The organism is Microbulbifer sp. NBRC 101763 (genome assembly GCF_040371615.1).
Lineage (GTDB): Bacteria > Pseudomonadota > Gammaproteobacteria > Pseudomonadales > Cellvibrionaceae > Microbulbifer > Microbulbifer variabilis.
Genome location: NZ_BAABQV010000006.1, coordinates 15,058 through 29,759 on the forward strand (window position 1 = coordinate 15,058; position 14,702 = coordinate 29,759).

The 14,702-nt window shown below is 46.6% G+C and carries 12 protein-coding genes and 1 tRNA gene; 4 read left to right on the top strand and 9 right to left on the bottom strand.

Going from position 1 to position 14,702, the window contains the following annotated elements; all coding sequences use genetic code 11:
* The first annotated feature begins 74 nt into the window (after positions 1–74).
* Together ABWV76_RS15360 and ABWV76_RS15365 are read left to right on the top strand one after the other, a co-directional pair.
* Positions 75–1,874 carry an autotransporter assembly complex protein TamA gene (locus tag ABWV76_RS15360; protein ID WP_020413574.1) on the top strand — a complete coding sequence of 600 codons (1,800 nt, stop codon included), beginning with the start codon at positions 75–77 and terminating at the stop codon, positions 1,872–1,874.
* On the top strand, positions 1,874–5,890 hold the full coding sequence (locus ABWV76_RS15365; RefSeq protein ID WP_353376507.1) for a translocation/assembly module TamB domain-containing protein: 4,017 nt from the start codon (positions 1,874–1,876) through the stop codon (positions 5,888–5,890). The genes ABWV76_RS15360 and ABWV76_RS15365 overlap by 1 nt, the downstream gene beginning before the upstream one ends.
* A gap of 115 nt (positions 5,891–6,005) precedes the next feature.
* Here ABWV76_RS15365 and ABWV76_RS15370 read toward each other — a convergent pair whose 3' ends face one another.
* The 3 genes from ABWV76_RS15370 to ABWV76_RS15380 all read right to left on the bottom strand — a co-directional run bounded on the left by ABWV76_RS15370 (position 6,006) and on the right by ABWV76_RS15380 (position 7,954).
* Positions 6,006–7,133: an acetyltransferase domain-containing protein gene (locus tag ABWV76_RS15370; protein WP_157533500.1), complete on the bottom strand. Its 1,128-nt coding sequence runs from the start codon at positions 7,131–7,133 to the stop codon at positions 6,006–6,008.
* A 102-nt stretch (positions 7,134–7,235) separates the two neighbouring features.
* Positions 7,236–7,472, bottom strand: coding sequence for a DUF7661 family protein (locus ABWV76_RS15375; protein ID WP_353376508.1), 237 nt, complete (start codon positions 7,470–7,472; stop codon positions 7,236–7,238).
* 89 nt (positions 7,473–7,561) lie between these two features.
* Entirely contained in the window at positions 7,562–7,954 is a 393-nt protein-coding gene (locus ABWV76_RS15380; RefSeq protein WP_083922733.1) for a GFA family protein, read from the bottom strand.
* A gap of 725 nt (positions 7,955–8,679) precedes the next feature.
* Here ABWV76_RS15380 and ABWV76_RS15385 point away from each other — a divergent pair.
* Positions 8,680–9,615, top strand: coding sequence for an SPFH domain-containing protein (locus ABWV76_RS15385; protein WP_020413570.1), 936 nt, complete (start codon positions 8,680–8,682; stop codon positions 9,613–9,615).
* A gap of 108 nt (positions 9,616–9,723) precedes the next feature.
* On the opposite strand, the gene ABWV76_RS15390 is transcribed toward ABWV76_RS15385, so the two are convergent.
* From ABWV76_RS15390 to ABWV76_RS15400, 3 genes are all read right to left on the bottom strand, one after another.
* Positions 9,724–10,155, bottom strand: a complete 432-nt coding sequence (locus ABWV76_RS15390; protein ID WP_282952815.1) for a DUF6892 domain-containing protein — start codon at positions 10,153–10,155, stop codon at positions 9,724–9,726.
* Positions 10,156–10,426: 271 nt separating this feature from the next.
* Positions 10,427–11,284, bottom strand: coding sequence for a M90 family metallopeptidase (locus ABWV76_RS15395; protein WP_282952816.1), 858 nt, complete (start codon positions 11,282–11,284; stop codon positions 10,427–10,429).
* Positions 11,281–11,700, bottom strand: coding sequence for a nuclear transport factor 2 family protein (locus ABWV76_RS15400; RefSeq protein WP_282952817.1), 420 nt, complete (start codon positions 11,698–11,700; stop codon positions 11,281–11,283). The genes ABWV76_RS15395 and ABWV76_RS15400 overlap by 4 nt, the downstream gene beginning before the upstream one ends.
* Before the next feature lie 311 nt (positions 11,701–12,011).
* Here ABWV76_RS15400 and ABWV76_RS15405 point away from each other — a divergent pair, with 311 nt between their 5' ends.
* Positions 12,012–12,776 carry a substrate-binding periplasmic protein gene (locus tag ABWV76_RS15405; protein WP_282952818.1) on the top strand — a complete coding sequence of 255 codons (765 nt, stop codon included), beginning with the start codon at positions 12,012–12,014 and terminating at the stop codon, positions 12,774–12,776.
* A gap of 147 nt (positions 12,777–12,923) precedes the next feature.
* On the opposite strand, the gene ABWV76_RS15410 is transcribed toward ABWV76_RS15405, so the two are convergent.
* The 3 genes from ABWV76_RS15410 to ABWV76_RS15420 form a co-directional block, all read right to left on the bottom strand.
* A complete protein-coding gene (locus ABWV76_RS15410) occupies positions 12,924–13,292 on the bottom strand; it encodes a DUF427 domain-containing protein (RefSeq protein ID WP_020413565.1) in 369 nt (122 codons plus the stop codon).
* 155 nt (positions 13,293–13,447) lie between these two features.
* A complete protein-coding gene (locus ABWV76_RS15415) occupies positions 13,448–14,350 on the bottom strand; it encodes a LysR family transcriptional regulator (protein ID WP_353376509.1) in 903 nt (300 codons plus the stop codon).
* A gap of 205 nt (positions 14,351–14,555) precedes the next feature.
* A tRNA-Arg gene (locus tag ABWV76_RS15420) sits at positions 14,556–14,632 on the bottom strand.
* Between the last annotated feature and the right edge of the window lie 70 nt (positions 14,633–14,702).

Consider the following 14,702-nt stretch of genomic DNA (forward strand, 5'->3'; position numbering starts at 1 on the left):
GGCAAAATCGTATGTGAAGGGAATGGATACCTGGAAGTGCGCGGAGTAGCCGCTGCGGTCAACGGATTAATATTTTGCGAACTCTCTTTATCTCCCTGCTTATCGGTTTTGCATTGCTGCCTCTGCAGCAGGCAATAGCTATCCCTTTTTTCTCCAAATTACCTAGCTTTTCATTGTATGTACAAGGTGATTCCCAGCTGCAAGAAAAATTGAGTAAAGAACTCAATGAACTTCGCAAGAACAGCAGCGCCCTTGAGAGCTATGAAGACCCACAGGATGTAGCCCACTACGAACGCGGCAACCTCGCAAAATTGCTGCGTTCGGAGGGGTACTATGACGCTACTGTACGAGAGTCTGTACTGAGCAATGAAATTGTTTACCAGGTTGTACCAGGCCCACAGTACCTGATCAAAAGTCTGGATATTGAAATGCCTGTAGAACTGCGTGCGGGCTTTCCCGGCTTGCCTATCTCAGTTGGCGACCCGCTTCAGGCCGATGAGGTACTCGAAGGCGTGCAGAAGATAACCACGTACCTCAACAATAATGCCTGTCTGCTCAATGTCGATGTTACCTACCAAGCTACAGTGATCCACCAGGAGGCCGCTGCTCGCCTGGTGTACCGTGTAGCGCCGAGCCCGGAGGTAATGGTGGGCGATGTACAAATTCTCGGCGCTACCTCAATTGAAGAAGACTACTTGCGCAGCAAGTTGAATATTAGTCCTGGAGACTGTTTCAGCCGCAGCAAATTGGATGCAGCCCAGTTGCGATTATTGCGCACGAATTTAATTTCCAATGTGACTCATCAGGTATCGGAACCCTATAACGGCTTGGTGGATGTCATATTTATTGTGCAAGAACGAAACCACCGTACAGTTACATTGGGGGTGGGATACACCTCTGATGAGGGCCCCGGTGTGTCCGCCAGTTGGGAGCATCGCAATATTTTTCATCGCGGTGAAAAGTTGGAAGTTGAAAGCAAGGTAAACAAAGTCAAGCAGACTTTAGAGAGCAAACTGACCATACCGCGCTTCTTTAGGGACAAGCAGCGCTTTACCGCGAGCGTGGCCCTTACCGGTGAAGATGTAGATTCTTATCGCTCCAAAGCATTGACTCTCAAGGGGCTGGTATCGCGAAAATTGAGCAAGCACCGTACTATTAGCGCAGGGGCTGAACTCAAATTCAGCCGTGTGGATGAAAAAGTGGATGGTGCTGTGGAGGATGGGGATCCGGATGAGAACTATCATCTGCTGGCATTTCCCCTTGGTTTTAAACTGAATACTACAGATAAACCACTGGATGCTCGTCGTGGGGCTACCACCGCATTGGAAATTAAGCCCTATCTGGACTTAAACAAAAACAGTACGTCCTTTGTAAAAAATATCCTGCAACTGACTGCTTATAAAACGGCAGAGTCTATGCGCTACGAACCCACACTGGCCTTGCGTATTAAAGCGGGGGCTATTACCGGTGCGGCCAACCTGGAACTTCCTGCGGATGAGCGCTTTTATGCGGGGGGCGGCGGTTCGGTGCGTGGATATGGCTACCAGGAGTTGGGGCCGCGTATTGTTGAAATTAATGAGGACGGCGAGGAAACCCTGTCCGACTCAATAGGTGGACGCGGTCTCAGTGAGGTTTCTATTGAGGGGCGCTTTCGTTTTACGGATACCTGGGGTGGGGTCTTATTCCTTGATGGCGGCAATGCCTACGAAGATCCGAGCCCTAACTTTTCAGACCTTTTTTGGGGCACAGGTTTTGGTGTGCGCTATATCACCTCTTTTGCCCCCATTCGTTTCGATCTCGCCTTTCCCCTGGATCGCCGCGATGGTGTGGATGATCGTTACCAGGTCTATATCAGCCTGGGGCAGGCTTTCTGATGGCCAGGTTGAACGCATTTGCAATGGGTTTGGCCCGGGCGCTGGGTGCTCTCCTGCGTGGTCTGTGGCGATCCTTTGGTGCTGGGGGATCGATTCTAACCGGCCTGTGCTTACTGATTGTACTTTCATTGATTTATTTCTTGGGTACTGAACAGGGGCGGGTCAGTCTTACTCGCACAGCTTTTTATGGGGCGGAGCAGGTGATAGACGGCCTCTCTATTGAGGCGGAGGGAATTGGTAGTGAGCGCCTCGGCGCATGGTTTTTCGAGCGTCTTCGGGTAGATTTTGAGAGCAATACCCTGGCGGAGGGTTATCAACTGGAATTGGAGCTGCAAAGTTTTTCCAGTAATCCTGTCAATATTGATCGAGTTGTAGTCAAGGACTTTCTATTAAATATTGATGTACTCGATGAACTACTGAAATCCCTGGCTCGAGCGGAAGAGAAAACCGCTCAGGATTTACAGGAAGAGGCTGGTAATAGAGAAGCCACCACTTGGGAAACCTTAGTACCTAGGTTCCGCCTTGGGGAGCTACGGCTTGAGCGATTGCAATTGATCAGCAGTAAGATAACCGATATCCCTGCGATCTCTGTGTATGGCAACAGCCTCTACCGGTGGGAGGGGCAGCCCACCCAATTGCAGCTGGAAATTCGCGAATTAAGTGGTGGTGATTTGCAGTTTATTGCCGATGGGCGCGAGCGTCAGCCCGGGCGATTTGTTTTGGATTTCTCTGCCAGTGAAAAAGCACAGGGATTTGTTGGGCGGCAGTTGCATTTACCTCAGGGGCAGGGGCTGGATGCGCGAGGAAAAATTTCCCTACGCCGTCGCGATAAACAGATACAGGTTGATATTGAGTCTCTTTCCACACCTTTTTCCCAGCACAAACTGGCGCTGACAGGCAGTTTGCTTTTTGATTTGTTTCCCTGGCGGGTGCATACCGATGGCATCTGGTTACAAGTGGATGGTAAACGCAGCACCTTGTCTGGCAATATTAGCGCTGACAATATCAGCGCAGAGCTTCATCTCAATCGCTTACCTATTACACTTTCCCGCCCTTGGCAAAATGTCTTGCACAGCGGTTGGTTCAGTGCTGGCTTAACAGTTTCCGGCACATTACCGCTGCCCGATATCTCTGGCCAGGTAAAACTGAACAGTAGTTATCGGGAGCAGCCCCTGGAGCTGATAGGCGAGGTAAATACCATACAGGGAATGATTCACCTGGAGTCCCTGCGGCTGGAATTTGCTGGGGCACAGATGCGTACCGCGGGCAGTATAGATACTGAAAATAAAACCCTGGATATGAGTGCGGCCGTGCAGGAGCTGGGAGTTGAGGAGATTCGCCGCCTTCTATTTTCCCTCCCGCAAACAGAGCAGCTGAAAATCCCTGATGACTTTTCCGGTACTCTGCACCAATTACAGCTAACCGCACAGGGACCTTGGGATAACCCGAATTTGCAGGGAGATTTGAGTGCTGTATCGGCTTACCGAAATTTACAGAATGAGTTGACAGCCCGAGTCAATGGAAACTTGAAGGGGCTAACCATTACGGATTTTTCCCTGGTGGGGGACAAGTTAAATATCCTTGGCGGTGGCACTGTAGATATTGAGTCTGAAGCACTGAACTTGCAGCTGCAGGTAGATATTCGCAATCTCAACCCAAGTGAAGATCTCGGTCTCGCTTCAGCTAAGGGTGTTAGCTTGGGCCTGCAGGGGCAGGTTGGTGTGGAAGGTCCCTGGTCCAATCCGCGCCTGAATACTAGCCTGGAATCCGATGGCCTGGTTCACGAATACCGATACAACCTGAAGGGTGATGCCAGCGGCGACCTCGAAAAGATTAATCTGCAAGGGTTGCGTGTGGAGTTATATGCCAACGGATCCATAGACCATTTCGACATGGGGCAATTCCGCGGCCCCCAGTCACCGACCACTATCCCGAGTATGCAAAAAGGGGCGAGTCAGCCCGAGCAAAATGCGAGCCGTCTCACCGAACTTGCAAAGGAAGCCCAGCGCCTGGGGCGCGAGGGAATTGCACTGATTGAAGCTGAGGGAGCACTTGAGCCAAAGCTGGGTCGGCTTGAGCTGGGGGTGAGTGCGCGCAACCTGCCGCTACCCCTGTTCGAGGTGTTAGGGTTGCCGCTACCCAAGACCCTGGAAGGCGAGCTTAGCCTGGATGGCGAGATCAAGGGAGCACTTACCAACCCTGAAGTACGCGCGAGTGTGCTGGCCCAGGGTGGCTATCGCCATGAACCCTGGCAGTTGCAGGGAGTGCTTGATTATGCGGATAAGAGTCTGGTTGTGGACGGGCTGGAATTTCTGTGGGCGGGGCGCAACCAGTTGTGGGCCCACGGTAGTCTCAACGAGCAGCGGCTGGATCTGCAGCTGCAGGGCAGGGCCTCACTGGAAGATCTCTCACGAGAGTTACCGTTTAATACACCTGAGCAGGGTGATGTCGTTTTGTACTCAAGTATTACTGGCAGTCCACGTCAGCCACAGCTTGAAGGGGAATTGCGAATCAGTGGTTATACGCCCGGCCGTGAGCAAGGGCGTGTGCAGGTGCAGCCTCTCTCAACAGTGCTTGAATGGCATACCGAAGGTGGGGAATTGCAGGTATCTCTCGTGGCTGAGCACGATGGTCGCCGTGCAATAGATAGCAGTGCCAAGTTATTGATTTCTCCCATTTTTGAACGGTTGTTTTCTGATAGCTCAGCGGGGTCTGTGAGCGATATTCCTCTACAGCTGGTGAGCAGTGGTTCCGCAGATCTGTCTGTCGTTGCTGAATTTATTGACCCTAGGATACATGTAATGCGCGGTTTGCTGAGTTTCTCAGCGGATGGTGTCGGCACTTTGGGTGAGCCTCACCTTGTTGGTGGGATAGAACTGAGTGGAGCAAGCTATGAGCACCGCCCAAGCCACACCCGTATTACCAATATTGATTTTTATACACGCTTGACCCCGGGAGAGTGGCTTGTCGAAAGGGGCAGTGCCACAGTTGTTGATGGCGGTACGATTAGTTTGGGAGGGGCCGTGTTTTTTCCCGAGCAGGCACCGCCACAGATGAGCTTAAGCTTAAATCTGAATAGGGCACACTTACTGAATACTCCGGGAGTACGCGGTGCAATCTCTGGAGAAGCTACCCTGTCGGGTTCGACTGAGGATGCGCAAATCACCGGTCGTTTTACCCTGCGACCATTGGCAGTACAGATTGAGCAGTGGATTGGCAGCACGGTTCCGGAAATTCAAGTAGTGGAGGTCCAGGTGGATGGCCCACAGGTGGAGCGTGCACCGCTGCTGCTTAGCAAGATCAGTTTGGGAGTCGAGGTGATTCTGGATCAGCAGTCCTATGTGCGCGGACTTGGACTTAACTCGCAGTTGCGCGGTCAAGTGGATATTCACGGAACTGCGGCCAAACCGGAAGCCTCAGGTGAGCTGACTATCGTGCGCGGCAGTTTTGACCTGCTAGGTAAGAAGTTTAATCTTCAGGAGGGGGAGATTCGCTTCGAAAATAATGAAGTGGCAGTGTTTGTCGAGGGTGTTTATAGCTATCGCGATGGTGAAATCACAGCAAATATTTCAGGCTCTGCAACTGACCTGGATATTACTTTCAGCTCAGATCCTTCAGCCTCTCAGGATGAAATTTTAGCGCAATTACTATTTGGCAAGTCTCTTTCAGATATTTCACCGCTACAAGCCGTACGTCTGGTGAGCGTGGTGCGTAGCCTACAAACCGGTCGTGCCGTGCTCGATCCGGTAGCAAAAACCCGTGAATTGCTGCGTCTCGATACCCTTAATATTGAGCAGGAGGAAGGAGATGAGGGCGAAGAATATGCCCTTAGTTTGGGTAAATATATTACCAATCGGATTTATGTAGAGTTGCAACGCAGCACCGATCCGCTGAGCCCCTGGCAGGCGGAAATGCAAATAGAATTGCGTGAAAACCTAAACTTGGAGTTCAAAACCGCAGATGATGGAGATAGTGGTTCTGGCAGTGTAGAGTTGCAGTGGAAAAAGGATTATTAGTTTATAGCCGCCTGCAACCTATATTTCATTTTTTCTCAGACCTCAAAAATATCTCAACTGGATCGCAGAACGATCCAGTTTTGTACCAGCTTCTGGCTACTGATCCTCAGCTAATCTATACGTATGAATAGATTACCGAGTTGCTCTCTTTTTTCTTTTTTAGGTACTTCTTACACGGATAATACAATGTGCCGATAAGTACAATCCAGAATAAGTAGGTTCGCGCCAGGTTTGGCTCATAGCCTTCTGGCCATACTTTAGTGCCATTGAAGAAGTTGGTTGCAACTCCAAATTCCAGATATGTCCAAAGGTGAGCGGCTAAATTGATAATCGGTACATGTAAGAGATAGAAAAAGAGTGATGCCTGGCCGAACATAAGAAATATATTTAATACCTTGTTTTTTCTGTTTTCTACTAATGCCATTGTTAGTAATACTATACACATAGTCATTACTATATAGTTAAATGACATTGGATATTTGGAAGTATTGATAAAGCCGAGAATACCTTCATCAGGATTCCAGACATGGGGGTCCCCAAAGCCAATAAACCTTGAACTAAAGAATAGGATCGCTAGTACTGCTGCTGCCATTAGGAGAAAGTGTACCCTTTTTTTTGCCTCCAGTTCATATAGAGTGCCAGATGCATACCCTAGGTACATAAGGGCAAATAGAGGGATGATATTGTAGGCGGCGAAAATTCCGGTATCAAACTCAAATAGCCTGAATCCGCTGCGAACATGAGCCAGGATCCATATCCACTCGTAACTTCCCAGTAGTTGGCGTATGTAATTATCGTTTATATAGCCATGCAATCCAACTAAGGCCAGGCAGGCTATAAGGGTCAACTTATTGGGGAGGTAAATCAGGCCTGCTAGTAGTATCATTGATAGCCCCAGCGCCCATATAACCTGAACAAAGGCATAGTTGTAATCAAACTGCCAGGAAAGATTAACTAATGTAAGCTCCAGGAGGATTAGTACCAGGCCCCTTACCAGCAAAAACTGAGAGAGTTCCTGCTTGGAGTTTAACTTTTTACCATGTAAATAGGCACTTAGCCCGGTTAAAAAAATAAAACCAGGGGCGCAAATATGTGTGATCCAGCGGGTAAGAAATAGCATCACAGAGGTTTGGGATAGGTCGAGGGGGTCAAACTGGATGGCCGTCCAGAAATCTCGAGTGTGATCGAGCGCCATAACAACGACTAAAATACCTCTGGTAATGTCTATTGCTGGGTATCGCAAGTGGTTATCTCCAAGTTCGATTATTATTAAAATATTCGATTTTTCTTTGTAGGGGACTGGTGACTACTATTTGCAATTATGATTTTATATTAAGGACTGCTGTCATGTTGAGATACTTGTTTCCTTCAACAGTATCACATCTTGATATCTTTCCGACGCCCATTCATGGCATAAATCTGATAAATACTGGGCTAGTTCCCCCTCGGTAATCTCAAATGGTATAATTATCCCTGCAGGTCTTCGCTTTCCTTCAGGACCTTGGAAGAATGCCAGCCAGCCGTCATTATGCCTTTCAATTATAACTTCTCGACCAAAAATACTGTAACTATAAACTTTCATTGTAAAAATTCTACTTTCTATTTTTTTTCGATGTTAATTGCCCAAATTGGTACAGGCTCTTTTGGCTATGTTTCTGAGGCCACGCTTAGCTAGAGGCTCTCTAGATTTTCTGGGACTCTTGCCCAATGAGGAACTCCAGATGTGAAAACCTTATTGGATGGGTTAAATATATCTGGGTTGTCTAAAGTGCCTGCTCCAACACTAATCAGGCCGAACTCTGTCTCCCCCCAAAGATTTGAGCCACAGTTTTTGCAGAAATGTTGTTTTACGGTCCGCCCTTCACTTGATACCTTTTTGTAGATTTTTGGAATACCTAGTGAGCATAAGAAATCTGAACTCCTAACCATAAATCCTGGCCAGGCATCTGATCCGGTTATCATTCTACAATCACTACAGAAGCAAAAAAGCTGTAATACAGGTTCCCCCTTGATTTTGTAACGTACATTGCGACAAAAACATCCACCTTCTTGTAAGTAGCTCATTTATTTTTCCTTTATTTCGTATGAGAGTTTGATTGGCACAGCGTGCAACTTGATCGTATATTAGGGGGAGAGCTACTAATATTACATTTAAACCTGTGAGTGAGTAAATTTTGAGTCGCATTTTTCTTTGTCTAATAAATTGTTTGTGTGTAAGTCTTGGTTTTTTTGAATTTATTTTTAAGTCGATACGTTGGTACCTTCGTTTAGAGTTGTCTGAATAAATTTCTGGGTGTTTGGTTGGATGCCAGTGTGCTGGTGATGATGAGGAGGTGCCAAATTCGGAGGGTGTGGTGTGGATGGTCACTAGGATGATGACAGATAACTTTTTTCGCTCCATGGCTACCGTTTGCTGCGATCATTTCTCTCCTTTTATTGGCCGCCTAGTACTAGTAGGTGTGTCTAAGTCACTTCATATAATTACAAGTTGTGATCTGGTAAGATCTCCCAGGTATCAGTGTCATAATAAAGAAGAGGTGATTGTAAAAAACTTGGAAGAGGGTGAGAGAGAATAGGTAGATGATTCATTGATGGGTTGAAGCTGACTGTTTCCGTATTTTTGAATCTCTCGGTCATAGATTGATTGCTGATGACAAAAACTATACTCTCAATAATATCCAAAAGATTCGTAGTTCCATAACCCTAATAAGATCAGTGATGATAAATCTGGGAGGATATTACCCTGATTGTCATTCTGTTAGATTCCTTGCTCAGGATTAAAAGAAGATATGCTCGAACAGTTCTCTATAAATATTTCCTCTTGGGCTATTGTGCTCATTCTGGCTATAGTTTTCCTGCTGCCAAAAGCCATTGTTATCGTTAAGCCAAAGCAGTACCACTTTGTGCTATTTCTTGGCAAATACTGGAAGACCGCTACTCCTGGATTCAACTTGATTATTCCCTACCTCTCATGGGTGGATAAAAAGGCATCCACAGCTCTGCACGAGACGCCGGTGGATCTTAACCTGAAGACCAGCAATCATGTTACCTTCGGTTTAGTACTTAAAGTACAGCACCAGGTATCGTCCGATGTGAAGCTTGCATATAAAGCGTTGTATGATCTGGAGAATTACCAATCTCAGCTAAAGTCTTTTGCCACTGATGCTGCAATTCCGGTAGCGAATGGCATTGAACTTGAAGATGTGTACAACAAAAAAGAACAGATAGCTGATAAAGCCAAAGAGCGCTTACGTGATTTTTTTCACGACTTTGGCGTTGAGATAGTCGATGTGCTTTCGGATGAGCCGCGTCTGCCCAAGTCTGTCGAAGTCCAGGCTAACAAGGTAATGGAAATGCAGCGGGAGAAGCAGGCGGCTACCTATGAAGCCGAAGCAATCCGTGAGCGGGAAGTGGGCAAGGCCAAAGCCGACGGTGAATCGGTTAAGATTCGTATGGAGAAAATGGGTGAAGCGCGTCGAGTTTATGCCGAGAGTGCCGCTGAAGCAGTCAAAGTGTTAACTAATGCCGGCACCAGTGCCGATGAGGCTTTACGATTTATGACTGCTATCGCCGACAATGATGCACTGGTGAGCGCCGCTCGCCACGGCAGTACTGTGGTTATGGCCACTGGCCAGTCGCAACAGGTGCCTGTTGCTCTGCCGATGCCGGAGAAACCTGCCGCCAAAGCTAAGTTTCGAACTTTAGAAGAAGTGCAACCCGTCTAAAAATAGTACTTTTACAGTGTGGGACAGGCTGGGGCTTTCGGCCTGTCTTGCAGCTCCCTTGGTCAGTGATGCATCGCTAATTATTATGTAATTTGTCTTAGTTTCTGTTTAGACCCACTTTGCATCAATTCCTTTGGCTTTGAATTCCTCCAGAATTTCCGGATTTTCTTCATTGTAAAAAAGGATAAGCTTTTTCAGGTTAGGTAGGAGATTCGTATCTGCAGTTGAGCGTATGTCAAAATCGTCTGTTGTTCCGCACCAAAATGGAATGATTTGAGTCCAGATAGGGTAACTGCCTTCCTGACGAAGTTCTGTGATATCTGTGAGCCACTCTTTCTTTATTTCTATTCTTCGAAAATAATCTTGCACTTCATGGATCGGGTCATAACCTTCTTCCTCTATATCTATTGTTCTCCCTAGATGATTGGCAGCAAACTCGAAAACATTAAATTCTGGTTGGATGACTTTATGGAAATACATCAGTTTTTCCAAAACTAGAAGCCTAAAGTTCTCGTCAGTAAATTCTGCGTATTCACTCACTATGATTTTTCCCTATAAATAATACAGATATGGATCTATTCTCGGTACTTTCTGAAGCACTGGGCTGGAGCACTGGGTAGTAGATTTTCCATCCTTGTTAGTCGTAAATAATCTCTTCTCTCTTTTTTAATACTGGAAGAAATTAGCTTCACATTAACAGGAAAAAGTGTGTATAAGTAGTCGTTGCGGAAGTTTTGACTATAAGTAAGTAAATACTCTAAATATTTACATGTTCAGTTTCTATTGTGCTTCTAGGTGGCTTTCTAGGGGTTTATAAGCCTGGAGTCACTGCACTTTTTCCACTAAGAAGAAAGGCGGGATCCAGCCGGTAGAACCGGCTTAGTTCTGCGTAAAGTTCAGGGTGTAACGCCCTCATGGCGATGGGAACCGTGTAGAAGCTTTCAGTTGCTACCGCAAAAAATTCGGCTGGAGATTGAGCGCCGTATAAATCCAGCACAGAGGGGGTATCTCCCGGGATTTGGCCATACTCGGCTCTTTGCTGGAGGCGATGAAACTCCCGGCTCATTACCTCGGCCCAGTTGGCCCCTTCGTCTACTTTTTCAAATAGAGGGCGACCATCAAAGAAACCATCTTCCTCATCTACCTTGTGGGCGAATTCATGCAGAGCAACATTGTGTCCTCGTTGAGGAAATTGCAAGTCTTCTTCCAGGTCTCCCCAGGAAAGTACAACTGGTCCTCGGTAGTGGGCCTCGCCTTCCCGAGCACTGCGCTTGGCTGTTTCTATAAAGCCTTCCCTGCGGGTCTCGTGAGCGACATAGGTATCCGGATAAAGCAGTAAACTGTACAAGTTAGGGTAGCATTCATTCTTACGCCCTAGCAGCAGCAGGCAGGCATGAGCGGCGATTGCAACTCTCATTTGCTCGGTAACCTGCAGGCCATCACAACCGACAAATTCCTTATCGTGTAGAAAGAGTGCAATATTACCACGCAGTTCTTGTTGCTGGTCGGCATTTAGGTAGCGATATAGGGGGAGCATCTCACGAACCAGCTGCAATTGTTCCGGAGTGAGTGCTTGTGAGCGACGGTGTCTGATACGCCAGCGGCGATAGAAGTGGGGCACAAACCAAACTGCTAGGGCGAGCAGGATAACAATGATAAAAGCACTCATAGATTTATTGCTGACCGTTTGGTGGAGATATTCTCGCCAATTTCAAAAGCTTCACAACGAGTGCCTTGATGGTAAATCATTTGCCATTGATCATTATTGAGTACCCAAATAGAGGAACGCTTGCAGAAGTCTGAATAGTTACCCTGTTGATGGCGGTGAGCGCTGCGATAAAGTAGCAGTCGTACAGATTCAGAGAGTGCTGTACAGTGGTAATCCTGGCTGTGGATTTCCCCCTCGCTACTTTCTTTGGATTGCATCAGTGTAATTATCGAGTTGAGGTCAAAACTGCTCCCAGACTTCCCTACCTCATAAAAAGCTGGGTTTAATAGCTTCTCCACTATTGTCCGATTTCTACGGATTCCTGCACAGTGTAAGGCGGTTTCGTACTCAATCAACAGCTCTATATCGGACATCATTCCGCAGTTCCCTTTCTGGATTTAACCTCGTGGATTTTCTTGCAATTATTGGGTATCCCAACTCATACACTTTGCAAGTTTGACCTTACAGTCTGCCTGAGAAATAGACCTTTGGTTAAGATTCAGGTGATTTCTATCTGTTTTTCGGTTTCTGTTTCAATAATTTCAGAATTGGGGAGTTAGGCGCTTCTTTCAAGCCTCTTGGTTATTAAAGTTTTACCATTTAGTTGATTGCAGCGACTTGAAAAATGGCCTTAAGGTGCCAACACTTATGACGTCAGGGTGATTTTTCTATCACTGTGGAGATATTTATGCGTATGCGTTCCCTAATTGCTGCTCCCATATTGATATTCGGTGTCCTGCTCCAAGCGGTAGCCCAGTCGGGCGGTACGCCTCTGAAAGTGGCGATTGCCGGCGATGCTCCGCCTTATGTGATCAATAATGCTACCAGTGGCCTGGAAATAGATATTGTGCGGGAGGCACTTCCGGGATACTCCTTGGAATTTGTCCAGATGGGGTTTGCGGAAACCGCTCCGGCTCTGGAGCAGGGCAAAGTACAGGCGGCGGTCAATGTGATGAAAAAAGACGATGATCTTTTTTATTCCAACAATATGATCAGCTTTGCCAATTACGCCATTACCAAAGCCAGCGATAAAATGAAGATTGACAGCATTGCGGACCTTGCTGGTAAGAAGGTAATTACCTGGCAAGGTGCTCCAATGGATTTGGGGCCTGAGTTTAAAAATATGTATGGTCCGAACGGAACGCAACGTCAGAATATTATTCAGGCGCCAACTGCCCCCGACCTGGTTGCACAGTTTTGGAAAATGAAAGATGTGGTGGCGGTTGTGGATATGGAGCTGTTTAAGTTTTTCAGTAATAAAATGGGGCACAAAATGGATCAGGTCAACCTTTTCCAGATTTTTCCCCTAATGACAGATTTCCGTGTGGGGTTCCGAGATCAAAAGGTACGAGATGATTTTAATCGTGGATTGGCAGAGTTGTGTCGTACTAGCCGCTACAAGGAGTTATTGAAAAAGTACGATGTGGTGCAGAAGCAGGATATCTGTAAGTAATTGACAGGCCAAATTACTTTTTACTGGTAATATATACATGAAGGGCCGGGATCATCCCGGTCTTTTTTAGGTTAATACTACTTTTTATCTTGTTATGAAAATAGTTTCAAATTTTCTCATTTGTTTATCCGTTTGTGGCTGTTAGTTTTAAATTATGTCTACTTTGCTGGAATAAAAAGCGATATGCCCTTTAAGGAAACGGCATTCATCATACGGATCTTTATATTGCCAAGCAGCATCGCTAATGTTGTTACTATCAACCTGAATTGACCAGTAGCTGGCTTGGCCTTTAAATGGGCAGTAGCTGGTAGTTTTGCTTTCTATTAGCATTTTCTGTTTTACGTCGTCAAATGGAATATAAAAGACTTCAGGTAGGCCGGATTCTTTTACAGAGAGTGCTTTATCTGTCGATGCTATTGTTACCCCCTGAGAGTGTATTTGCACCTTTCTATTTAGTGGTGAAATCTCTACTTTGTGGTAGGGGTTCTCTTTAAATCCTGGTGCGGGATTGGTCATTTTCTGTAGCTCTCCTATTAACCCTGACATCAATCTTTAAATTGACTCTTTTATAGCGCACTTTTTATGGGCGAGTGGATTGTCAGTACGGGTCAAAGCAGACAAGTAGCGAGATTGTGGTCAACCCGAACTCTTACCCTGAACATTATTGTTAACTAAGACTCCTCACTACATAATTGATTAACTTTTTCCCTGATCCAAATATGTGCAGGGCTATAGTGGGTACGTTCATGCCAGGCCATTATTTTGCTGAATCCTGGAATATCAAATGGCAGTTCAGCTGTTGCAAGACCATCAATGCCGATTATGAGTTTCCTTGGAACTACTGCACATAGTTCACAGTTTTTCAGGACTTCTATCAAAGATAAAAAATTGGGGACAGAGATCGAAACGTGTCGGTGTCTGCCCAGGGAATCCAGAACAGTGTCGGTAACTCCGTGGAAAGCGTTGCCGGAAAAGGAAACTATTCCATGTTTCATGCTACAGAAATTACCTACAGTCAGTTTTTTGCCGGCCATTGGGTGACCGTCTGCCATAATGCAGATATAGCTTTCCTCGAATAGTGTTTTTGCCCGTAGCTCCTTATGCGCGGCATCGGGCGTAGTGATTGCCAAGTCCAGCTGACCCCGCTCCATTAGGGCAAACAGTTGCACATCATTTATTGGCTGGATTGAGATTTGAATATCTGGAGCTTCTTCCTGTAGGGCGTAGATTAGTGGTGTGACGACTGCCTTTAGTGCGTAGTCGGTGGCCGCAATGGAAAACGCCATGGTGCTCCCTTTTGGGTCAAAAGTTGTAGGCGCCAGGATGCTCTCTATTTCACTTAGAATTTTCTTAACCGGATCTGCCAGTTCCAGTGCCCGAGGGGTGGGGTTGATGCCATGTTGCGAACGAGTAAAGAGAGGGTCATTGAGGCTGTTGCGCAATCTGGTGAGCATGCCGCTAACGGCTGGCTGGGTAACGGATAACCGCTCAGCCACGCGGGATACATTGCGTTCGTCCATCAGAGTATCAAAGGCCCTGAGTAGGTTTAGGTCGATGTTTCTGATATTTGCCATTGCTATTTGCAGCTACAGGTCTCTACGTTAATGGGTGGTCTCATTATAAATTCTGTGACTTTATACGATAGCTTCGTGCTGGGTTTTTAGTGCTAGGCACTGAACTCAATAGGAAAGGTTGGGGAGGCGAGCGCTTACTTGGGCTTGGATGCAGCATCAGAGAAAAGAAAAAGGGCTTATATCTTGCGATATAAGCCCTCTTGTATGGCGCGCTCGGGAGGATTCGAACCTCCGACCGCCTGGTTCGTAGCCAGGTACTCTATCCAGCTGAGCTACGAGCGCGTTGTGGTTGCGAACTATAGTCAGTTGATCCTGTTAAGTCAACTAATTTTTAAGGAAAACTCTTTAAAAA